This window comes from Polaromonas sp. CG_9.7 (assembly GCF_015752205.1).
In the GTDB taxonomy this organism is placed as follows: domain Bacteria; phylum Pseudomonadota; class Gammaproteobacteria; order Burkholderiales; family Burkholderiaceae_C; genus Polaromonas.
Map to the genome: position 1 here is coordinate 232,010 of NZ_JADOVG010000003.1, position 19,722 is coordinate 251,731.

21 protein-coding genes and 1 pseudogene are annotated in these 19,722 nt (G+C 62.2%); 13 read left to right on the plus strand and 9 right to left on the minus strand.

Going from position 1 to position 19,722, the window contains the following annotated elements; all coding sequences use genetic code 11:
- The first annotated feature begins 39 nt into the window (after nucleotides 1-39).
- The 4 genes from IWX87_RS04935 to IWX87_RS04950 all read left to right on the plus strand — a co-directional run bounded on the left by IWX87_RS04935 (nucleotide 40) and on the right by IWX87_RS04950 (nucleotide 3,120).
- Nucleotides 40-411 carry a DUF1090 domain-containing protein gene (locus IWX87_RS04935; RefSeq protein WP_196862398.1) on the plus strand — a complete coding sequence of 124 codons (372 nt, stop codon included), beginning with the start codon at nucleotides 40-42 and terminating at the stop codon, nucleotides 409-411.
- Between the two features lie 71 nt (nucleotides 412-482).
- Nucleotides 483-1,388 (plus strand): alpha/beta hydrolase, encoded by a 906-nt coding sequence (locus tag IWX87_RS04940; RefSeq protein ID WP_196862399.1) that lies wholly within the window; start codon nucleotides 483-485, stop codon nucleotides 1,386-1,388.
- Between the two features lie 59 nt (nucleotides 1,389-1,447).
- Nucleotides 1,448-2,482, plus strand: a complete 1,035-nt coding sequence (gene miaA, locus IWX87_RS04945; protein ID WP_196862400.1) for a tRNA (adenosine(37)-N6)-dimethylallyltransferase MiaA — start codon at nucleotides 1,448-1,450, stop codon at nucleotides 2,480-2,482.
- Entirely contained in the window at nucleotides 2,473-3,120 is a 648-nt protein-coding gene (locus IWX87_RS04950; RefSeq protein WP_196862401.1) for an ABC transporter ATP-binding protein, read from the plus strand. The genes miaA and IWX87_RS04950 overlap by 10 nt, the downstream gene beginning before the upstream one ends.
- Before the next feature lie 24 nt (nucleotides 3,121-3,144).
- Here IWX87_RS04950 and IWX87_RS04955 read toward each other — a convergent pair whose 3' ends face one another.
- Complete coding sequence (locus tag IWX87_RS04955) at nucleotides 3,145-4,116, minus strand: threo-3-hydroxy-L-aspartate ammonia-lyase (protein WP_196862402.1); 972 nt, start codon at nucleotides 4,114-4,116, stop codon at nucleotides 3,145-3,147.
- 164 nt (nucleotides 4,117-4,280) lie between these two features.
- Here IWX87_RS04955 and IWX87_RS04960 point away from each other — a divergent pair, with 164 nt between their 5' ends.
- Entirely contained in the window at nucleotides 4,281-6,857 is a 2,577-nt protein-coding gene (locus IWX87_RS04960) for an FtsX-like permease family protein (protein WP_196862403.1), read from the plus strand.
- Between the two features lie 125 nt (nucleotides 6,858-6,982).
- Here the strand turns inward: IWX87_RS04960 and IWX87_RS04965 are convergent, their stop codons facing one another.
- Both IWX87_RS04965 and IWX87_RS04970 read right to left on the minus strand, forming a co-directional pair.
- Nucleotides 6,983-7,414 (minus strand): outer membrane protein assembly factor BamE, encoded by a 432-nt coding sequence (locus IWX87_RS04965; RefSeq protein WP_196862404.1) that lies wholly within the window; start codon nucleotides 7,412-7,414, stop codon nucleotides 6,983-6,985.
- Between the two features lie 31 nt (nucleotides 7,415-7,445).
- On the minus strand, nucleotides 7,446-9,677 hold the full coding sequence (locus tag IWX87_RS04970) for a YadA family autotransporter adhesin (protein WP_196862405.1): 2,232 nt from the start codon (nucleotides 9,675-9,677) through the stop codon (nucleotides 7,446-7,448).
- A gap of 40 nt (nucleotides 9,678-9,717) precedes the next feature.
- Between IWX87_RS04970 and IWX87_RS04975 the strand changes: the two genes are divergently transcribed.
- Both IWX87_RS04975 and IWX87_RS19570 read left to right on the plus strand, forming a co-directional pair.
- Nucleotides 9,718-9,924: a hypothetical protein gene (locus IWX87_RS04975; RefSeq protein ID WP_196862406.1), complete on the plus strand. Its 207-nt coding sequence runs from the start codon at nucleotides 9,718-9,720 to the stop codon at nucleotides 9,922-9,924.
- A gap of 730 nt (nucleotides 9,925-10,654) precedes the next feature.
- Nucleotides 10,655-11,033: pseudogene (locus IWX87_RS19570) on the plus strand (FtsX-like permease family protein); the annotation flags it as partial.
- A 78-nt stretch (nucleotides 11,034-11,111) separates the two neighbouring features.
- Here the strand turns inward: IWX87_RS19570 and IWX87_RS04985 are convergent.
- The 6 genes from IWX87_RS04985 to IWX87_RS05010 form a co-directional block, all read right to left on the minus strand.
- Complete coding sequence (locus IWX87_RS04985) at nucleotides 11,112-11,348, minus strand: hypothetical protein (protein ID WP_196862408.1); 237 nt, start codon at nucleotides 11,346-11,348, stop codon at nucleotides 11,112-11,114.
- 213 nt (nucleotides 11,349-11,561) lie between these two features.
- Nucleotides 11,562-12,188, minus strand: coding sequence for a CDP-diacylglycerol--serine O-phosphatidyltransferase (pssA, locus tag IWX87_RS04990; protein ID WP_196862409.1), 627 nt, complete (start codon nucleotides 12,186-12,188; stop codon nucleotides 11,562-11,564).
- A 106-nt stretch (nucleotides 12,189-12,294) separates the two neighbouring features.
- A complete protein-coding gene (locus IWX87_RS04995) occupies nucleotides 12,295-13,308 on the minus strand; it encodes an inorganic phosphate transporter (protein WP_196862410.1) in 1,014 nt (337 codons plus the stop codon).
- Between the two features lie 27 nt (nucleotides 13,309-13,335).
- Nucleotides 13,336-13,983 (minus strand): DUF47 domain-containing protein, encoded by a 648-nt coding sequence (locus tag IWX87_RS05000; RefSeq protein WP_196862411.1) that lies wholly within the window; start codon nucleotides 13,981-13,983, stop codon nucleotides 13,336-13,338.
- A gap of 253 nt (nucleotides 13,984-14,236) precedes the next feature.
- Nucleotides 14,237-14,383, minus strand: coding sequence for a hypothetical protein (locus IWX87_RS05005; protein ID WP_196862412.1), 147 nt, complete (start codon nucleotides 14,381-14,383; stop codon nucleotides 14,237-14,239).
- Nucleotides 14,384-14,511: 128 nt separating this feature from the next.
- Nucleotides 14,512-15,009 (minus strand): Fur family transcriptional regulator, encoded by a 498-nt coding sequence (locus IWX87_RS05010; RefSeq protein WP_196862413.1) that lies wholly within the window; start codon nucleotides 15,007-15,009, stop codon nucleotides 14,512-14,514.
- Nucleotides 15,010-15,136: 127 nt separating this feature from the next.
- On the opposite strand from IWX87_RS05010, the gene IWX87_RS05015 reads away from it, so the two are divergent.
- The 6 genes from IWX87_RS05015 to folE all read left to right on the plus strand — a co-directional run bounded on the left by IWX87_RS05015 (nucleotide 15,137) and on the right by folE (nucleotide 19,597).
- Nucleotides 15,137-15,295: a hypothetical protein gene (locus tag IWX87_RS05015; protein WP_196862414.1), complete on the plus strand. Its 159-nt coding sequence runs from the start codon at nucleotides 15,137-15,139 to the stop codon at nucleotides 15,293-15,295.
- Nucleotides 15,292-16,071 carry a metal ABC transporter ATP-binding protein gene (locus IWX87_RS05020; protein ID WP_370583767.1) on the plus strand — a complete coding sequence of 260 codons (780 nt, stop codon included), beginning with the start codon at nucleotides 15,292-15,294 and terminating at the stop codon, nucleotides 16,069-16,071. Before IWX87_RS05015 ends, IWX87_RS05020 begins: the two co-directional genes overlap by 4 nt.
- Nucleotides 16,071-16,952: a metal ABC transporter permease gene (locus IWX87_RS05025; RefSeq protein WP_196862461.1), complete on the plus strand. Its 882-nt coding sequence runs from the start codon at nucleotides 16,071-16,073 to the stop codon at nucleotides 16,950-16,952. Before IWX87_RS05020 ends, IWX87_RS05025 begins: the two co-directional genes overlap by 1 nt.
- A gap of 52 nt (nucleotides 16,953-17,004) precedes the next feature.
- Nucleotides 17,005-17,913: a metal ABC transporter substrate-binding protein gene (locus IWX87_RS05030; RefSeq protein ID WP_196862416.1), complete on the plus strand. Its 909-nt coding sequence runs from the start codon at nucleotides 17,005-17,007 to the stop codon at nucleotides 17,911-17,913.
- 89 nt (nucleotides 17,914-18,002) lie between these two features.
- Complete coding sequence (locus IWX87_RS05035; protein WP_196862417.1) at nucleotides 18,003-19,004, plus strand: GTP-binding protein; 1,002 nt, start codon at nucleotides 18,003-18,005, stop codon at nucleotides 19,002-19,004.
- Nucleotides 19,001-19,597 carry a GTP cyclohydrolase I FolE gene (gene folE, locus IWX87_RS05040; RefSeq protein WP_196862418.1) on the plus strand — a complete coding sequence of 199 codons (597 nt, stop codon included), beginning with the start codon at nucleotides 19,001-19,003 and terminating at the stop codon, nucleotides 19,595-19,597. Before IWX87_RS05035 ends, folE begins: the two co-directional genes overlap by 4 nt.
- Nucleotides 19,598-19,722 lie beyond the last annotated feature (125 nt).

A 19,722-nucleotide genomic window follows, 5' to 3' on the forward strand; every position in this document is an offset into this window, starting at 1 on the left:
CCAACTGGCATCCATTTGCACTCTTTTGCAGAAAAATCCATGAAACAACTTTTTATTGCCAGCCTGCTGGTCCTTGCTGCCACCCCAATGCTGGCCGCAGAGCCTGCCTGCGCCGCCAAACTCACACGCATCGAATTCGAGGTGGGCCAAGCGCAGGCACAGGGCAGGCAACACCAGATCGCCGGCATGCAAAGGGCCTTGCGCGCCACGCAGTCCCACTGCACTGATGCCTCACTGGCGGCCGATCGTGAAAGCGATATCAAAAGAGCCACAAAAAAAATTGCAGAGCGCGAGCAAAAGCTGGCCAAGGCGCAGGCTAAAGGAGATACCCGCAAAATTGCCATTCAACAGGCCAGCCTGGACAAGGCGCACAACGATTTGACCCAAGTGCAAAGGCCGCTCTTGCCTTAGTCGGCGGCAGCCCACAGCCAGTAGAGACTTGCACGCGAGAACTTTTACAGCGCGGCTCGCTCTATAAAGTGATGAAACGCTGGCCCATCCTTTTTTTTCTGCTGTTCGCCTTTGCACTGCTGGCAGGGGGGACGGCACTGGACCAGAAGCAACGCGGCTGGATCTTCCAGCCCAGTGACAGCAGCTGGGGCGGCAGCGCCGAGCTGGCGCGGGACATGCAGGATGTCTGGATCAAGTTTGACTCGAAAGCCACCGGCAACCCCGTCAAGCTGCACGGCCTGTGGCTGCCCGCCGACCCGGGGCACGCCGCCTGGAACGGTGCCAAGGCACCAGTGCTGCTGTTCCTGCACGGCGCGCGCTGGAATGTCGAAGGCTCGGCACCGCGCATCCGCCGCATGCAGGAACTGGGGTTTTCGGTGCTGGCGATTGACTACCGGGGTTTTGGCAAAAGCTCGCCCGACCTGCCATCGGAAAACATGGCTTACGAGGATGCGCGCGCTGCCTGGAACTGGCTGGGCGCCCGGCACCCGCAGCAGCCGCGCTATATCTTCGGCCATTCCCTGGGCGGCGCGGTCGCGATCGAACTGGCTGCCAAGGTCAATGACGAGGCCGGCACGATTGTCGAAGGCACATTCACCTCGATTGCCGATGTGCTCAGCACCATGAAATGGGGCTGGCTGCCACTGCGCGCCCTGATCACCCAGCCTTTCGATTCGCTGGAAAAAGTTGCCCACCTGGGCGCGCCGCTGCTGGTGGTGCATGGCGCGAACGACACGCTGATCCTGCCGGCGCTGGGGCGCAAGCTGTATGACGCGGCTCCCGAGCCCAAGGCTTTTGTGCTGGTCAAGGGCGGCTCGCACCACAGCACCAACACCCTGGGGCAGGAACAGTACCGCGTGGCGCTGGCCACGCTGTTTGGCGCCAGCCCCACCCGCGCAGTCGTGCCTTTGGTGTCGCCCCAGTTGCTGCGGCCCTAAACCCCAAACCGGACACCGGGGCGCCTGCGCTGGCAGGGCTTTCTGGTAGCCTCAAGCGCATGCCTGATTCTTTTGTACCGGCGCGCAGCGCGCCACATTCCCGCACCTTTTGCATTGGCCTGGCCGGCCCCACGGCGTCAGGCAAAACCGCTGCCGCGCTGGCCATTGCCCGGCAGTACCCGGTCGAGATCATCAGCGTCGATTCAGCCCTGGTTTACCGGGGCATGGACATTGGCACTGCCAAGCCTGCTGCCCACGAACTGGCCGCCGTGCCGCATCACCTGATCGACATTCGCGATCCGCTGCAGGCTTACAGCGCGGCTGAATTCGTGCAGGACGCGCAGCGGCTGATCGAAGACATCAGCGCACGCGGCAAGCTGCCGCTGCTGGTGGGCGGCACCATGCTGTATTTCAAGGCGCTGTTCGACGGCCTCGACGACATGCCCAAGGCCGACCCGGCGGTGCGCGCGGCATTGCTGCTTGAAGCCAGCGCCCAGGGCTGGCCGGCACTGCACCAGCAACTGGCACAGGTCGATCCGGTCACCGCCGCGCGCTTGGCGCCGCATGATTCGCAGCGCATTTCGCGGGCGCTGGAAGTGTTCCGGCTGACCGGCCAGCCACTGTCGTTTTTCCACCAGCGAAACGCTAGTAAAAACATAGCTGACAGCGCCCGCACAATATGCGCAAACACCCTTATTTCCCTTGAACCAGCAGACCGTGCCTGGCTGCACCAGCGCATTGCCCAACGCTTTGACGCCATGCTGGCCGCTGGCTTCATCGATGAAGTCAAGGCCTTGCGCGCCCGGGGAGATTTAATGCCTGACTTGCCGTCCATGCGCTGCGTCGGTTACCGCCAGGCGTGGGAAGCGCTGGATGCGCTGAAGGCCGACGGGCTGGGCGACAATTTTTCCGAAGAAGACTTCAACGCCTTGCGCGACAAGGGCATTTTTGCCACGCGCCAGCTGGCCAAGCGGCAGATCACCTGGCTGCGCTCCATGCCGCAGCGCGAAGTGGTGGCTTGCGACGACCCAACGGCGCTGCAACAGGTGCTGGAACGCGTCAAGGTATACAGGAACAACTTTTCATGCGCCTGAAAATCAGCCAGCTGGGCAAGCACTACGGCGATGCCGCCGTCTTCAGCAACGTATCACTCGACGTGGCGCCTGGTGAATTCGTCGCCATCGTCGGGGAGTCGGGCGTAGGCAAATCGACGCTGCTTAACTGCATGGCGGGGCTGGACAGCTGGGACGAAGGCACGGTCGTGCTGAACGGCGCTGACCTGGGCACGCTAAACGATGACCAGCGCGCCCTGCTGCGCCGCCGCCAGGTCGGCTTTGTGTTCCAGGCCTTTCATGTGCTGCCGCACCTGGACGTGGCGCAAAACGTCGCCCTGCCGCTGCTGCTGCTGGACGAGCCTGACGACGCACGCGTCGAGGCGCTGCTTGAAGCCGTGGGGTTGAAAGGCCTGGGCCATCGCCTGCCGCAGCAACTGAGCGGCGGGCAACTGCAGCGCGTGGCGATTGCACGGGCGCTGGTCCACCGCCCCGGATTGCTGCTGGCCGACGAGCCCACTGGCAACCTCGACCCGACCACCGCCGCCAAGGTGATGGATGCGCTGGTGGCGCAAACCCGCGAACAGGGTGCGTCCATGGTGCTGGTGACGCATTCAGTCGCTGCCGCCGCGCGCGCCGACCGGGTGCTGCACCTCACGGCACAGGGTATCTGCCCTTGAGGCGCTACCCGCCAGGCCAGGGCTTCAGTGTTTTGACAACAGTTCGGCGTAGTGCACCAGATCGACATTGCCGCCGCTGACGATCACGCCGACACGGCCGCCCGGAGGTAGCACTTTTGCTTCGCTCGCAGCGCAGGCGGCGGCAAAGGCCAGGCAGCCGGTCGGCTCGACCACCATTTTCATGCGCTCGGCGAAAAAGCGCATGGCATCGACCAGTTGCGCATCGCTCACGGTCACGATGTCATCGACATCCCGCTGGATGATGGCGAAGGTGTAGTGGCCCAGATGTTGGGTCTGCGCGCCATCGGCTATGGTTTTCGGTGTTTCGATATGCACAATGCGGCCCGCGCGGAGCGACTGCTGGCCGTCGTTGCCAGCCTCCGGCTCGACGCCATACACCTTGCAATGCGGCGCCATTGCGCGCGCAGCCAGCGCCGAGCCGCTGGTCAGCCCGCCGCCGCCCAGGCAGACATACAGGAAGTCCAGCGTGCCTACGTCTTCCAACAATTCCTTCGCTGCCGTCCCCTGCCCGGCAATCACATCGGGGTGGTCATAGGGTGGAATCAAGGTCATGCCACGCTCGGCGGCGAGCTGCCGGGTCAGGGCCTCGCGGTCTACGGTGAAGCGGTCGTACAGCACCACCTCGGCGCCATAGCTGCGCGTGGCGGCAAGCTTGGCCGCAGGCGCATCCTGCGGCATCACGATCACCGCAGGCATGCCGAGAATACGGGCCGACAAGGCCACCGCCTGGGCATGGTTTCCCGACGAAAAAGCAATTGCTCCGGCATGGCGCTGCGCAACATCGAATCTGGACAGTGCGTTGAAGGCGCCGCGAAACTTGAAAGCACCCATGCGCTGGAAGTTTTCACATTTAAAAAAGAACTGTGCACCCCAGCGCGCATCGGCAGTCGCAGAACGGAGCACCGGCGTGCGGTGCGCATGGCCTTGCAACAGTGTGGAGGCGGCAATCACATCATCGTAAGTGGGCAGTTGCATGCGAAACAGGCCTTTCATTAGTGGCGGGCAGAGCCCAAAATGCGATGGCCCGCGAAGGCAGCACACCGCACCGTGAAGCGTATCAGTGTGCAGCAGAAAATAGCCGACGGTCAGCGACATGCAGGTCGGAAGAAACTAACGGTTCCGGAAGGCACAATTGCTGCATGCGCGCCCTGCTCCGTACCTTCTCCTGGCAAGAACTTCGCCACCACCCGTGGCGCAATGCCGCTGCCGTCCTGGCCGTGATGCTGGGCGTGGCGCTGGCGTTTTCGGTTCACCTCATCAACAATTCGGCGCTCAGCGAGTTTTCGCAAGCGGTGCGGGCCGTCAATGGCCAGCCCGACCTGGAATTGCGGGCGGTGCAAGGCAGCTTTGACGAAAGCCTTTACCAGCGCGTCGCCAACCATCCACAAGTGGCCATGGCCAGTCCGGTGCTGGAAATCACCAGCTACGGGCTGGATGCCAAAAGCGACACCACGCGGCGGCAAGCACTGCGCATCATCGGTGTCGATGCCCTGGCCGTGGCGTCCATTGCCCCGGCGCTGATGCCGGTGCCGTTTGAAGATGCAGAGCGGCTGGCGCTGTTTTTACCGGCCACGGTGTTCCTCAATCCGGCGGCGCGCCAGGTCTTTTCCAGCAACCGGCTGCAACTGCAAGACGGCCTTCAGCTGCGCAGTGTGCTGGTCGCGGGCAGCGTGAATGCGGGGGGCGGGCCGCTGGCGGTGATGGACATCGGTGCAGCGCAAGACCTGTTCGGCCGGGCTGGCCAGCTGTCGCGCATTGACGTGCGGCTCAAAACCGGCACGGACATGCGCAGCTTTGCCGAGTCGCTGCAGCTGCCGCCCGGTATTACGGCCAGCGCGCCGGGCGATGACGCCGAACGGGTCAGCAACCTGTCGCGCGCCTACCGCGTCAACCTCACGGTGCTGGCGCTGGTGGCGCTGTTTACCGGCGCCTTTCTGGTTTTTTCGGTGCTGTCGCTCAGCGTGGCCAAGCGGGCGCAGCAGTTTGCACTGCTCGGCGTGCTGGGCCTGAGCGGACGCGAGTGCCTGCAAATTGTGCTGATCGAATCGCTGGCGCTGGGCGTGGTGGGCAGTGTGGCCGGCATTGCGCTGGGCACCGGGCTGGCAGCGCTGGCCCTGCGGCTGCTGGGCGGCGACCTGGGCGGCGGCTACTTTTCTGGCGTCGCGCCGGCGCTGCAGTGGAGCAGCGGCGCGGCGCTGACCTACGGCGCGCTTGGCGTGGTGGCGGCGGGCGTAGGCGGCTGGTGGCCGGCACGCGCCGCGCAAAAGCTGCCGCCGGCGCAAACATTGAAGGGACTGGGCGTGGCGCCCGGTGGCGGCTCCAGCCACTGGCTGAGCCTTCTTTTGCTGGCGGCAGGCGGCCTGCTGGCGCTGCTGCCGCCGGTATTCGGCATTCCGCTGGCGGCTTATTTTTCAGTCGGGCTGTTGCTGGTCGGCGGCATCACGGCGCTGCCCTGGCTGATCACGCTGCTGTACGACCGGCTCAGCCCCTGGGTGGCGCACCGCTTGCTGCCGCTGCTGGCGGTGGAGCGCGCACGCCGGGTGCGCGAAAGCGCGGCGGTTGCCGTCAGCGGCGTGGTGGCGTCGCTCAGCCTGGCGGTGGCACTGACGGTGATGGTGGCCAGCTTTCGCGACTCCGTCACGCACTGGCTCGACGTGGTGCTGCCGGCCGACCTGTATGTGCGCACCACGCTGAGCACCTCGGCCAGCGATGCGGCTTATTTTTCGCCCGGGTTTGTCGAGTCGCTGGGCGGTCTGGCCGGCGTGGCGCGCGTCAGCACGCTGCGCTCGACGCCCTTGCTGCTGGACGCCGGCAAACCCGCCGTCACGCTGATTTCCCGGCCCATCGACGACCCGGCCACCTCGCTGCCGATGGTCGGCGCGGCGCTGCCGGTGCCGGACGGACAGATCGGCATTTATGTCAGCGAGGCGATGGTTGACCTGTATGGCGCCCGGCCAGGCACCGTATTCTTGCCACTTTCACAGTCTTTTAGTGCTCTGGCGCAATCTGGACGGGCGCAAGCAGCTATTGATTCAATAGCAAATCAAAAATTCTACGTGGCCGGCGTGTGGCGCGACTATGCCCGCCAGTTTGGCGCGATTGCCATGCCCCAGCGCGACTTCGAGCGCCTGAGCGGCGACCGGCGCGTCAACGACGTGGCGCTGTGGTTGAACGGCAACGTACCCGATGCCGACGTGCAACAGGCCATTCGCCAGCTGGCCGATGCCCAGTCGCCGGGCGGCGGCGCATTGCTGGAAATGGCGTCGGTCAGCCAGATCCGCACCACGTCGCTGAAGATTTTTGACCGCAGTTTTGCCGTGACCTACTGGCTGCAGGGCGTGGCGATTGCCATTGGCCTGTTCGGCGTGGCGGCCAGCTTCAGTGCGCAGGTGCTGGCGCGGCGCAAGGAATTTGGCCTGCTGGTTCACCTGGGCTTGACACGGCGGCAAATCCTGACCGTGGTGGCCGGCGAAGGCGCGGCCTGGACGGTGATTGGCGCCTTTGCGGGCTTGGCGCTCGGCCTGGCGGTGTCCACCGTGCTGGTGTTTGTGGTGAACCCGCAAAGCTTTCACTGGACCATGGACTTGCAGGTGCCGTGGGCGCGGCTTTTGTTGCTGTGCGCCGCGGTGGTGGCGGCGGGCACGCTGACCGCCTGGCTGGCCGGGCGGTCAGCGGCAGGCCGGGATGCGGTGCTGGCGGTGAAGGAAGATTGGTAAAAATACCCGTCGGCCTGCCTGAAAAACGCCCTTCGCCGTACCTTGCGTGAACCTGCACCAGCTGGCAAACTGCCGCGCATCCGCTTTAAAACGTTTCGACTCTATGCGCAGAAGCGCGCTTTCCTTTAGTTGACCGGTGAGTTCAGCGCCGCAGCGCAAGAGGCGGGCAGCCAGTAGAAATTGCGGGTTTTCAGATCCTTGTCAAACAGCACCTTGTACTGGCATGTGCTGTAAGCCGAATCGGCAGCATTGCGAAAATTGAAGATGTAATCCCATTCGCGGACACTTTCTCCCATACCTTCCCTGAAATGCGGCACCCCCAGCAGGTTGTGAACCTGGTTCTTGGTCATGTCGGGCGCTATCTGGCGCAGGTTGGTCCGGTTTACAAAGGTGCCTTCCTTCAGGGTGGCGTCTTTCTGGATGTCGGGAAAGATGATTTCGGTGGCCTGCCCGTCATCGGTCAGGCCTTGGCTCACGGGTTGGGAAACGCACCCCTGCAAGGCCAGCAGCGTGACGGCGGCAACCGCCACCTTGGCAAGATTGAATCTTTTAATCATTTTTTGCGCTTCTTCACGGTTGTTCTCTTGCTCACCACTGATAACCCGCACCGACCGCCATGCCCACCTTGCCGCGTGAGTTGGCAGAGCCGTTGACCTTCAAGACCCAGGTGCCGTTGTCAGACAGCCGGGAAACGCCAATTGCAATCGACGTCTGGCCCTGATAGGTTGCCGCACCTGCCGCCACCATACTTTTTCCCGGGGTGTATGCCTGGGGCATGCCGGCCATGGCCATAGCGCCGGCCGTGCCCGCGTCGGCTTTGTTTTCCACATCGTCAATGCGCCTGTTCACATTGTTGAGGTAACTGCCGACGCCTCCCAAGGCGCCGTTGAGCTGGTTGACATTCACCGCGTCTGTGCCGGCACTGCCAGGGGCAACATTGGTCACCTGGCGTTCACTCCCGGCACGTCCCACAGAAACTTCACCGGCAGAATTCTGCGGTGTGCCCAAGGCGGTTGCCGCATAGCCCGTCTGAGCGCCTCGTACGGCAATGGCGTCAGCGCCCAGCGACACGCTGTTGGCCGCGCTCGCCTGGCTGGCTTGGCCGAGTGCGGCCGACGACGCACCGCTGGCCACGGCGTTGCTGCCCAGGGCAATCGATGCCTGGCCGGTGGCCTTGCTGGTGTCACCGATGGCGACCGACCCGGCGCCTGTGGCGACGTTGGCATTGCCGCTGGCAACTGCGCCCTGGCCCGATGCCGTGTTGTCCTTGCCGATGGCGACAGCGCCGGCGCCGGTGGCCACATTGGGGTCGCCAATGGCGACCGCGCCGTTGCCGGAAGCGGTGTTTAACGCGCCGATGGACACGGCCTTGCCGTCCCTGGCGACCGCGCCACGGCCAATGGCGACCGCATCGGATGCGCTTGCCAGCGCATCATGTCCGACGGCAATGGCATTTTCAGCCGATGCCATGGCGTTGTAGCCCACCGCCGTCGCACCGGCCGCCTGGGCGTAGGCGTCGGTTGCAGACAAGCCTGTTTCGTTGGTGCGCGCGTAACGGATGCCCTTGCCGTTTGCCATGGTGTATTGAGTGCTGGTGTCGCCGGAAATAGTGGTGACTTTGTTGTCCAGATTATTGATGGCGGTGGTGTTGCCTGCGATATTCGCGGTGTTGGTGGTCACACGGCCATCAAGGTTGCTGATGGCCGTCGTGTTGGTAGTCACGTTGGCATTCGTCGCAGACAGCTGCGCGCCGTTGACCGCGTCCGTGCTGGTGCCTGTCAGCGCGCCAGCGGCCACATTGACGAGCGCTACTGGCGCGAGCGCGCTGGCGCCGCCCAGTGTCACGCTGGTCTTGCCTGCGTTGTCGTACTGCACAGAGTTGCCTGCCACCGCGCCGACGGCATTGACTTGCCCGACATTCGCCGCATCGGTGGCGTTGACGCCCGCCGCCACGTTGATGATCTGGCGGGGGCCAGCTGTTCCCTGCACATCAATGGCCGCGCCGTCGGTGCTGCTGCCAATGGTCAGGTTGGCGCCGGGTGCGGCCTGTTGCACCAGGCCAATTTTTCCTTGCGTGATGTTGTCAGTCAGGTTGGTGATGGCCGTGGTGTTGCCAGCGATGTTGGTCGCATTGGTGGTCACGCGCCCGTCCAGGTTGGTCACACTGGTATTGGTGGCAAACAGCTGCGCACCATTGACCGCATCAGTGCTGGTGTTGGTCAGCGCGGCTGCAGCCACATTGCCCAGCGCCACTGGCGCCACCGCGCCGGCGCCACCCAGCGTCACGCTGGTCTTGCCTGCGTTGTCGTACTGCACCGAGTTGCCAGCTACTGCGCTGATGGCATTGACCTGCCCGACATTGGCGGCATCGGTGGTGGCAACACCCGCCTCCACGTTCACGATCCTGCGCTCGGCGCCGACCTGTCCCACCGAAACCGTGTTGGGCGCATTGGCGACCGAGTTGGCACCAAGCGCCACCGAGTTGGACGCGGCGGCAAGCACAGAGGCATTTTCGCCAAGTGCCACCGCATTGGTGGCACCCGTCGCCGTGTTCGCGCCATTGCCAAGAGCCACGGCAGTCAATTCGCTGGCCACCGCGGCTGTGCCGCCATCCGTTCCCAGCCCTGTGATTTTGTTGCCGCCAATGGCAACACCGGCCGGATTGGTGAGGGAATATTCATTGCCCACCACGTTGCAATCCTGATTGGCTGACAAAACATTGCCGTCCGTGTCCAGGACATTCAGGGAAATCGGGTTTCCGACAGCCAGGTTGCCATAAATACTGCTCAATCCAAGCGTACCCAAAGTCAAGGTATCCACAGCTGTTGCCAGTGGATTTAAAAGCGGATTGAGGATATTGATGACGGCACTTTTCGGCAAGCTTGCCCCGGTACAAGGGCTGATCAACCCTGCCGCCTGCGCCGCCTGCATGGGTCCAAAAGATGCCAGCGCAACGACCGAGCAAGCCATCAGTCCGCGCAGGCTTTTTGATTTCCTGCCCCGCAAGTTGGAGTGTTCAAAGGCAGCAAGCCAAGCACCCAGTGATTCATTCCCGATTGATTTGTAGGACCGATTCATCAGATGCTCCTTTTTAGGGCAAACCCTATATAACGTTACGAAAAGTACGGAATTTTTTAATCAATCTTTAGTGAAGCACTTGCTCAGGCGATATGGAGAACCGGGACGTTGGAGTGACCCCGTAAAACAGGTCATTTTTTCAATCCAGAAACAAACAATATTTATGTTTCCGAACAGTAACATGAATTGATAAATTTGAAAATGAATTGATTAATATGTTTTTAATGATTCATTTTGTTTTTAAAAAATTTCATAAATTACGGAAGTTTGGCTCACATACTTTTATATTTGCTTTGCAAAATCTGAAATTTGGAGCAAGGTAGGGCTAGTTTTTGATGCTCAGAGGGCCGAGTCTGAACACGGTGCGAATCACACCAAAAAGATACGTGCACTGGGTTCCGAGTGTTTGCAGCGGTGACTTGACCCGATGGTTGTCGACTTGAAAAGTTTTTAAAAACCTCCACTGGCTACCGATTTTTTAGCGTGTGATCAAGGTGTTGCGGTCGCGCGTCAGAGCAGGGCACACCAGTTGCTGGCTAACCGTGATGCTGTCATTGTTTTTATAACCTTGGCGGGCTCAACCGATGGCTTTGGCTTGTGCCGATGGTGAAGTCTTTAATGGAGGTAGGTTTTGCTGGAAAATCCAGCAGCTCTATTACCTGCATCACCATCTCCACAGCTTGACCGATTGGCAGCCAAACAGCGGCGGTATGCTGCCGCAAATGGCGTCGGTTAGCCAGATCCGCACCACGTCGCTGAAGATTTTTGACCGCAGTTTTGCCGTGACCTACTGGCTGCAGGGCGTGGCGATTGCCATTGGCCTGTTCGGCGTGGCGGCCAGCTTCAGTGCGCAGGTGCTGGCGCGGCGCAAGGAGTTTGGCCTGCTGTCCAATTGGGCCTGAGCCGCTGGCTGATCTTGAGCGAGTTGACCGGGAAGGCGCGACTTGGAAAGTGATTGGCGCGCTGGCCGGGCTGACAATTGGCCTGGTGGTGTCGACCGTGTTGGCGTTCGTAGTGAAGCCGCAAAGCGTTCACTCGACAAGGGTCTTGCAAGTACCGTGGTGGCCCTTGGTGCTGTGCGCTGCCCTGGTGCTGGCAGTAAAGGGAAATGGTGATTCCGGCCTGACCGGCTGGCGCCCCTCCAGGCCGGTCAGTCGTCAGTGCCGGTCTGGAAATTCAGATGCCGAGAAGTTTCTTGGCCTCTCCCAGGGCCTTTTCGGATTCGGCATGCTTGCCCGCCTTGTGGAAGGTTTCCCCGTCAGCGCGAAGCTTTTTGACCTTTGCCATGTCAGCGGCTGCGACCGCAGGGTTGCTTGAAAGCTTGGCGTCAATCTCTTTCATGTGCGTGGGGCAGCTGTTGGCAAAAACCAGTGATGAGCTTGCCAGGGCCATAGCGGCAATGATGCGTTTCATGAGAGTCTCCAGTCAGTGTCAAAAAATGTTGACCACAAATAGTAGCAAGTTGCAGCCAATTCAGCACGCTTTTTTCTGGCCATGCCCACGAATATTGCGCATTGCTTTACGAGCTGGCTGTCAGGTAAAAACGCTTCAGCAACGAATAAGCAGCACGGGGTTGGGCGCAGAAATGGGCTCATTCAGGCGGACAAAAGCGCCTGGGGCCGGGAGTCAAAGCTTGGGAAAGCGGATCCGGCTGACCATCAGCGATCCCGACAGCGCGAACAGCAGCACCAGCGGATGCAGCGTGAAGCCGCCGAACATCATTTTTCCGAACCACAGCGAGTCCTGCAGCGCGCCTTGCCAGGCGGCGACCAGCATCACCATGACCAGCACCAGCGAGGTCGGAATGGGCGTTCCCTCAAAATATTTCACCTTGCCGCCGTCGCCCGTCAGCGACTCGGCGGTGACGTTGTAACGCGCCAGCCGGGACACGCCGCATGCCACGAAACCGGCCAGGATGATGCGGTCGTAGAGCCCCTGCATGCCGCAGCCGTAGGCAATCACGGCCGGGGCAACGCCGAAGGAAATGATGTCGGCCAGCGAGTCGAGTTCGCGGCCCATGGCCGAGGTTTTCTGGCGCCAGCGGGCAATGCGCCCGTCCAGCACGTCGAAAATTAGCGCGGCGACGACCAGCCAGCAGGCAAAGTAAACGTGCCTGACGTCGTTCATCTGCAGGTAGCTCATCATGGAAAACAAGGCTCCGATGCCGCAGATGGCATTGGCCAGCGTGAACCAGTCAGCCAGGTGGAATTCCCGGATCATGGCGAAAGGCTTGTTTATTTTTGGCAGGTTCATGAGGGAAAGCGTACCTGAGTTTTCTAAAAATGAAATCGTCCATCAGGACGGATGCATTGATGAACAAGGCGTTTTCATACGCTCCGGCCCCGGCCGGCCACCGGTTTCATTCAAAAATCAGCAGGCTGACCCAGTAGGCGATGGCAGCCACGCAGGCCGAGGCCGGAATCGTCAGGACCCAGGCCCAGACAATGCTGCCGGCCACGCCCCAGCGCACAGCCGAGGCGCGCCGCGTCGAGCCAACGCCGACGATGGCGCCGGTGATGGTGTGCGTGGTTGAAACCGGAATGCCGAGCATGGTCGCCAGGAACAGCGTGATGGCGCCGCCAGTCTCAGCGCAAAACCCGCCCACCGGCTTGAGCTTGGTGATTTTCTGGCCCATGGTCTTGACGATGCGCCAGCCGCCGAACATGGTGCCGGCGGCAATCGCCGTATAGCAGACCACGATGGTCCAGGTCGGCGGCATCGCGTCGGCAGCCGAGGTGTAGCCGGTGGCAATCAACAGCATCCAGATGATGCCGATGGTCTTTTGCGCGTCGTTGCCGCCGTGGCCCAGGCTGTAGGCGCCCGCCGAAACCAGCTGGAGCCGGCGAAACCAGCGGTCCACCTTGGACGGCGCGGCGCGCAGGCAAATCCAGGACACGGCCACCATCATCAGCGAGCCGAGCAAAAAGCCCAGCAGCGGCGAAATGAAGATGAACGCCACCGTCTTGATCAGGCCGCCCGAAATCAGCGCACCCGTGCCGGCTTTGGCCATCACCGCGCCCACAATGCCGCCAATCAGCGCATGCGACGAGCTGCTGGGAATGCCGAAATACCAGGTCACCAGGTTCCAGGTGATGGCACCCATGAGCGCGCCAAAAACGACGTGCGTGTCCACCACGCCAATCTCGACAATCCCCTTGCCGACCGTGGCGGCCACGCTCAGGTGAAAGACGAACAGCGCCAGCAGGTTGAAAGCGGCGGCAAACATGACCGCATGGCCGGGCTTGAGAACGCCGGTGGACACCACCGTGGCGATGGAATTGGCAGCGTCGTGAAAGCCGTTCATGAAGTCAAAGGCGATGGCCATGAAGACAAGCAGGGCCACGACCCAGAGAGCGGTCTGTGCAGTTTGCATGAGAAGGTCGGGTTCAGTCGCCGTGAATCAGGAGTTTTCGAGGACGATGCCCTCGATCAGGTTGGCCGCGTCTTCGCACCGGTCGGTGATGGTTTCCAGCAGTTCGTACACCGCCTTGAGCTTGATGAGTTCGCGCACATCGGGCTCCTCGCGAAACAGCCGGCTCATGGCCGAGCGCATCACATGGTCGGCGTCGGATTCGAGCTTGTCGATTTCTGCGCAGGTCTTGAGCGCGGCTTCGGCGGTGGCGGCATCGCGGACCTTGCCGATCAGGGCAACGGCGTCCTTCAGGCGTTCACAGCATTTGACGCTCAGGTCGGTCAGCCGGATGATGTCGTCGGTCATGTGGCGCACGTCGTACAGCGCCATGGTTTCAGCCGAATCCTGGATCAGGTCGGCCACGTCGTCCATCGTGTTGATCAGCTGGTGGATCTGGTCCCGGTCGATCGGGGTGATGAAGGTCTTGTGCAAGACACGGCTGACTTCATGCGTGATGCGGTCGGCGGCGCGTTCGGCCTCATCGACCTCGCGGTGGTGCAGGTTGCGTTTTTCCACATCGCTGTAGTTGGCCACCATCTTGGAAAAAGCATGGGCGGCTTCAACTATCCGGTTGGCATGCTGGTCGAACATCTCGAAAAAATTGCCTTCTCGCGGCAAAAACTTGCTGAACAGCATGGGATATCCTCAAAAAATCAAGTCCGAAATATGACGGATTTGTGACAGCCGGGAGTTTAACCGCGATGACTTTGCCATCCAGTTGACGGCCAGGCCAACTTTTCACTGATGGATAACCCTGATAAATGATCGTCTGTTCGCAGGTCGGCGCCAGTGCGGGACTGCGCCAGGCCTCGGGGGGACAGCGCAGCACACGCCTTGAACTTCGCCGACCCAAGCGGCCAGAAACCCGATCCATCCTTGAGGCAAGTCCTCAAGCCCCAGGTCCGACCAGCTTCAGCACCAGCGTCAGGCTGATCAGCGCCAGGGCGGTCGAAACCGCCACAACAGCGACAACAACAACAGCCAATTCATCGCGGCCATGACAGAAGGAAATCACGCAGACTTTTGATTCACTCACGCAAGCCGCACAGCCGCTTTCACTACTTTATTCATAGCTGCTTGTGCATGCTGAGTCTGTGCGAATGACTTTTTTTATAGAAAAACATGCTGTTATGAAAAATCCCACACGCTGGCGTTTGCGCTGAATCAGGGCGCCGGGGCGGTGGCGCAGTCAACGCAGACGCCGCGCACGGCAAAGTCCATGCTCAGGCCTTGGTAGCCCAGCGCCTTCAGGGCAGCCAGCGCGGATTGCGCAGCCCGTTCCAGATCGTCGGCGTTGCCCATCAGCGCGCCCTCCAGCGGGCTGTCACGGTGGCAGCTCTGGCATTCAAAGTGCGGCATTGCCTGCACACTGGCCGGCATTGCCTGGTAGCGGCGCACCCGGCTCGCATCGACTCGGCACAGCAGCAGACCGACCTGCGTCAGCCGGTCGATCAGCCGGTACAGCGTGACGCGGTCCAGCGCCAGCGGGCCTTCGCCGCTCAGCGCCGTTTGCAGCTGCGCGTGGGTGTAGCTGGTGTTGGCATGCGCCAGCAGCCAGCCCAGCACCCGCCGCGCCGCTGCCGTTCGCCTTAGTCCGTGGGCCGACAGCAGCGCATCGATGGGGTCTAGGGCGATTGATTCGGAGGGCTGGATGGATGCCATAAGTTGCTTTTTAATCGCTTTCATTTTCGCTTTTAATGCAATTCAGTTGCGTTACACTCTTCCGCTATCGCAATCAGGTTGCATTATTACAGCAACCGGCTATTGGCCAATATTTTTCCGGAACAACATGAAATCGCAATCCTTTTTTGCAGCCCGCACGGCCCGTACCCTCCTGCCCAGCGTGCTGGCCTGGCCAGCCTGGCTGCGCGTGCTGGCGGTGCTGCCCGTCGTGGCGCTGCTCTGGCTGGCGGTGGCCTGGGCGCAACTGGAAGTGGCCCCGTGGTGAGCACCCGCCCCGTGGTGGCGCTGGACAACCTCACGGTGAGCTACCGCCAGCACCCGGCACTGCACCACATCAGCGGCAGCTTTGCGCCCGGCTCACTGACGGCCGTGGTCGGCCCCAACGGCTCGGGCAAAAGCACGCTGCTCAAAAGCATCGTCGGCCTGCTGCCCATCGAAGGCGGCCGGTCGGGCGGCGCGCTGACGGTGACGCTGGCGCGCAAGTGCATCGCCTACCTGCCGCAGGTGGCTGAAATCGACCGCAGCTTTCCCATCGATGTGCGCGACTGCGTGCTGCTGGGCTGCTGGTCAAGCGCCGGGGCATGGGGCGCCGTCACGCAGGCCATGCAGGGCAAGGTCGATGCGGCACTGCAAGCCGTGGGGCTGGAAGGCTTTGAGCGCCGTACCATTGGCAGCCTCTCAAGCGGCCAGATGCAGCGGGTGATGTTTGCCCGCATGCTGGCGCAAGACGCCGAGTTGATCCTGCTGGACGAGCCCTTCAACGCCATTGATGCCAAAACCACCGCCGCCCTGCTGGTGCTGGTGCACCAGTGGCATCAACAAGGCCGCACCGTGATTGCCGTGCTGCACGACGATGCGCTGGTGCGCCAGCACTTTCCGTCTACCTTGCTGCTGGCCCGCGAACTGGTGGGCTGGGGCGCCACCAGCGAGGTGCTGACCGAGCCCAATTTGCGCAGCGCCCGCGCCATGGCCGAGCACTGGGACGAGGCCGCCGGGCTGTGCGACATCGACGCGCTGGCCGCGCAAAAGGCCACTGCATGATGGCGCTTGCCGCCTGGCTGTGGGACACGGCCTTTGCCCCGTTTGCCGAATTTGCCTTCATGCGCCGCGCGCTCGTCGCCACGCTGGCGCTGTCGCTCAGTGCCGCGCCGCTGGGGGTTTTTTTAACGCTGCGGCGCATGAGCCTGCTGGGCGATGCGCTCAGTCATGCGGTGCTGCCGGGCGTGGCCATTGGTTTCATGCTGAGCGGTTTGTCGCTCACCGCCATGGCCCTGGGCGGCGTCGTGGCCGGCATGCTGGTGGCGGCACTGGCCGGACTGGTCACACGTTTCACTGCCCTGAAGGAAGACGCCAGCCTGGCCGCAATCTACCTGGTGGCGCTGGCGCTGGGCGTGATGCTGATCTCGGGCCACGGCTCCCAGCTGGACCTGCTGCACATCCTGTTTGGCAGTGCGCTGGGCGTGGACAGCCAGGGCCTGCTGATGGTGGCCGGCGTGGCCAGCGTCAGCGTGCTGCTGCTGGCCGCGATGTACCGCGGGCTGGTGCTGGAAAGTTTCGACCCGGTGTTTCTGGGCGCGGCCGGCCGGCGCGGCTGGCTCTGGCAGCAAGGCTTTTTGATGCTGGTGGTCATCAATTTGGTGGCCGGTTTTCAGACCCTCGGCACCTTGATGGCGGTCGGGCTGATGATGCTGCCCGCCGTGTCCAGCCGGCTCTGGCACGACACGCTGCCGGCGCAACTGGTCAATGCCAGCGTACAGGCCATGCTGGCCAGCGCGTCAGGGCTGCTGCTCTCCTACCACTTCGATACGCCCTCGGGGCCGACCATCATTGCCTGCGCCGGCGCGCTTTACCTTGCGTCGCTGCTGTTCGCTCCTGGTGGCTGGCTGCCGCGCCTGTGGACAACGACGCATCGGGTGGCCTGAACGAATCCGGTTTTTTTCATCATTTCTTTCACCTCTTTCCAAAGGCGCATCCATGAACCCTGTATTTCGCAAACTTCTGCTGGCGGGTATTGCCAGCGCCGCCCTGCTGTCCGGCGCCAGCTTCGCGGCTGACAAATTGCCCGTCATTGCCAGCTTCAGCATCCTGGGCGACCTGGTGCGCGTGGTGGGCGGCGAGCGCGTCAGCGTCACCACCCTGGTTGGACCCGATGAAGACGCCCACGTGTTTGAGCCCAGGCCGGCCGATGTCAAGGCCATCGCACAAACCAGACTGCTGGTGACCAACGGCCTGGGTTTTGAGCCGTGGGCGCAAAAAATCGTCAAATCCGCTGGCTACCAGGGCCAGTCCGTGGTGGCCTCGCAGGGTGTCAAACCGCGCCAGCTGCAGGCCGAAAAAGGCCATCAGCACGCAGAAACCGATCCGCACGCCTGGCAAGACCCGGGCAACGTGGTGCTGTATGTGCGCAACATCACCGCCGCGCTGACCAAGGTGGACCCGACAGGCGCCAGCGTTTACCAGGCCAACAGCGACGCCTATGTGAAAGAGCTGCAGACGCTGGACGCCTGGGCCAAGTCACAGTTCGCGGCCCTGCCGCCGGCCAAGCGCCAGGTGATCACCTCGCACGATGCGTTTGGCTACTTCGGCGCGCATTACCAGATCAAGTTTCTCGCGCCACAAGGCATGTCCACCGAAATGGAACCGAGCGCCAAAGATGTGGCCCGGCTCATCCAGCAGATTCAGCGTGAAAAGATCAAGGCCGTGTTTATCGAAAACATGAGCGCGCCCAAGCTGCTGGCCCAGCTCAGCAAGGATGCAGGCGTGACGGTCGGACCGACCCTGTTTGTGGACGCCCTGTCAACGCCGCAAGGCCCTGCCGGCAGCTACCTCCAGCTGATGCGCCACAACGTGACGCAGCTGGCCGCCGGCATGAAGCTGAACTGAGTCTGCAACTGTTAAAACCATAGCTGCCAGCGCATGCTCCATAAGCGCTGGTGGCCTGAAACACCCTGAACACGTCAAGGATCAACGCCATGCGAGACACCCGCCTTCCCGTCACTATCCTCACCGGTTTTCTGGGCAGCGGCAAAACCACGCTGCTCAACCACATCCTCAAGGCCGACCACGGCCACCGCATTGCCGTGATTGAAAACGAGTTTGGCGAAGCCGGCATTGACAACGAACTGCTGGTGCAGGACCGGGATGAACAGATCATCGAGATGAACAACGGCTGCATCTGCTGCACCGTGCGCGGCGACCTGGTGCGCATTCTGGGCGAGCTGGCGGCAAAAAGGGCGGCAGGCAGCCTGCACTTTGACCGCGTGGTGATCGAGACCACAGGCCTGGCCGATCCCGCGCCGGTGGCGCAGACCTTCTTTGTGGACGAGGCCGTCGTTCAGCGCTTCCTGCTGGATGCCATCGTGACGCTGGTGGACGCCAAACACGCGCCCGCGCAACTCGACGAACACCACGAGGCGCAAGAACAGGTGGGCTTTGCCGACCGGATACTGCTCAGCAAAACTGACCTGGTGGACGATGCCAGCCTGCAGTCGCTGCGTCAGCGCCTGGTTCGCATGAATCCACGCGCCAAAATTTCAGAATCGCGCCATGGTGTGGCCGCCATTGATGATTTGCTCGACATCCGGGGCTTTAACCTGAACGCTATTTTGGAGATCGAACCCGACTTTCTGACCGATGTGGAGCACCAGCATGACGACGATGTGACATCGTTTGTTTTTCGCGAAGACCGGCCGCTGGACATGGCAAGACTGGAAGACTTTCTGGGCAGCATGGTCCAGGCGCATGGCACCCAAATGATGCGTTACAAGGGCGTGCTCAGTGCGCTCGGTGAAGACCGCCGCATCGTGTTTCAGGGTGTTCACATGCTGATGGGCGCCGAACTCGGCGCGCCGTGGCGAGAGGGCGAGGTGCGCACTTCCAAAATGGTGTTCATTGGCCGTGACCTGCCGCGCCAAGTCCTTGAAAAAGGTTTGGCCCAATGCGCCGAGGTTGCTCAACCCCAGGTCTTGGCATGACCGCCCCGCGCCCCGAACTGGCAGAGGTCGAAGCCGCCGTGCGAACCCTGTTGCGCTGGGCCGGCGATGACCCCGGACGCGAAGGCCTGATTGACACGCCGCGCCGCGTGGCGCGCGCCTATGGTGAATTTTTCTCGGGCTACGGCGCAGACCCGGTCGCCACCCTGGCCGCCACTTTTGAAGAGGCTGGCGACTATGACGACATGGTGGTGGTACGCAATATCCGGCTGGAGTCGCACTGCGAGCACCACCTGGTGCCCATCATCGGGTGGGCCCATATTGCCTACCTGCCCGACAAGCGCGTGGTGGGCCTGAGCAAGCTGGCCCGGGTGGTGGATATATATGCGCGCCGCCTGCAAATCCAGGAACGGCTGACCAGCCAGATAGCCCAGACCCTTGCCGATGTGCTTCAGCCCCGCGGCGTGGCCGTGATGATTGAGGCAGAACACATGTGCATGACCACGCGCGGTGTGTACAAACCGGGTTCCACCACCGTCACCCAGCGCCTGTTGGGCGTGTTTCGCACCGATGCCCATCTGCGCCGGGAGGCCTTGGCGGCCATGGGTCAGCCAGCCCCGTCAGGCGCTTTTTAGCTCTGATGCCAACTTTGAATTTGACGGCTGACGGCTGACGGCTGACGGCTGACGGCTGACGGCTGACGGGCCATCGTCACGGCAGGAATTGCTGACACGCGAACTGGCGACGCTGGCCGCAGGGG

Bases quoted from the DNA above. Each gene is read 5' to 3' on its own strand.
- IWX87_RS05010 (WP_196862413.1), bottom strand. From the start codon at position 15,009: ATGGCATCCATCCAGCCCTCCGAATCAATCGCCCTAGACCCCATCGAT.
- IWX87_RS04955 (WP_196862402.1), bottom strand. From the start codon at position 4,116: ATGCAACTGCCCACTTACGATGATGTGATTGCCGCCTCCACACTGTTG.
- IWX87_RS04975 (WP_196862406.1), top strand. From the start codon at position 9,718: ATGACGGCACTTTTCGGCAAGCTTGCCCCGGTACAAGGGCTGATCAAC.
- IWX87_RS05030 (WP_196862416.1), top strand. From the start codon at position 17,005: ATGAACCCTGTATTTCGCAAACTTCTGCTGGCGGGTATTGCCAGCGCC.
- IWX87_RS04985 (WP_196862408.1), bottom strand. From the start codon at position 11,348: ATGAAACGCATCATTGCCGCTATGGCCCTGGCAAGCTCATCACTGGTT.
- IWX87_RS05015 (WP_196862414.1), top strand. From the start codon at position 15,137: ATGAAATCGCAATCCTTTTTTGCAGCCCGCACGGCCCGTACCCTCCTG.
- IWX87_RS04950 (WP_196862401.1), top strand. From the start codon at position 2,473: ATGCGCCTGAAAATCAGCCAGCTGGGCAAGCACTACGGCGATGCCGCC.
- folE (WP_196862418.1), top strand. From the start codon at position 19,001: ATGACCGCCCCGCGCCCCGAACTGGCAGAGGTCGAAGCCGCCGTGCGA.
- IWX87_RS04995 (WP_196862410.1), bottom strand. From the start codon at position 13,308: ATGCAAACTGCACAGACCGCTCTCTGGGTCGTGGCCCTGCTTGTCTTC.
- IWX87_RS04940 (WP_196862399.1), top strand. From the start codon at position 483: ATGAAACGCTGGCCCATCCTTTTTTTTCTGCTGTTCGCCTTTGCACTG.
- IWX87_RS05035 (WP_196862417.1), top strand. From the start codon at position 18,003: ATGCGAGACACCCGCCTTCCCGTCACTATCCTCACCGGTTTTCTGGGC.
- IWX87_RS05000 (WP_196862411.1), bottom strand. From the start codon at position 13,983: ATGCTGTTCAGCAAGTTTTTGCCGCGAGAAGGCAATTTTTTCGAGATG.
- miaA (WP_196862400.1), top strand. From the start codon at position 1,448: ATGCCTGATTCTTTTGTACCGGCGCGCAGCGCGCCACATTCCCGCACC.
- IWX87_RS04935 (WP_196862398.1), top strand. From the start codon at position 40: ATGAAACAACTTTTTATTGCCAGCCTGCTGGTCCTTGCTGCCACCCCA.
- IWX87_RS04965 (WP_196862404.1), bottom strand. From the start codon at position 7,414: ATGATTAAAAGATTCAATCTTGCCAAGGTGGCGGTTGCCGCCGTCACG.
- IWX87_RS05025 (WP_196862461.1), top strand. From the start codon at position 16,071: ATGGCGCTTGCCGCCTGGCTGTGGGACACGGCCTTTGCCCCGTTTGCC.
- IWX87_RS04960 (WP_196862403.1), top strand. From the start codon at position 4,281: ATGCGCGCCCTGCTCCGTACCTTCTCCTGGCAAGAACTTCGCCACCAC.
- pssA (WP_196862409.1), bottom strand. From the start codon at position 12,188: ATGAACCTGCCAAAAATAAACAAGCCTTTCGCCATGATCCGGGAATTC.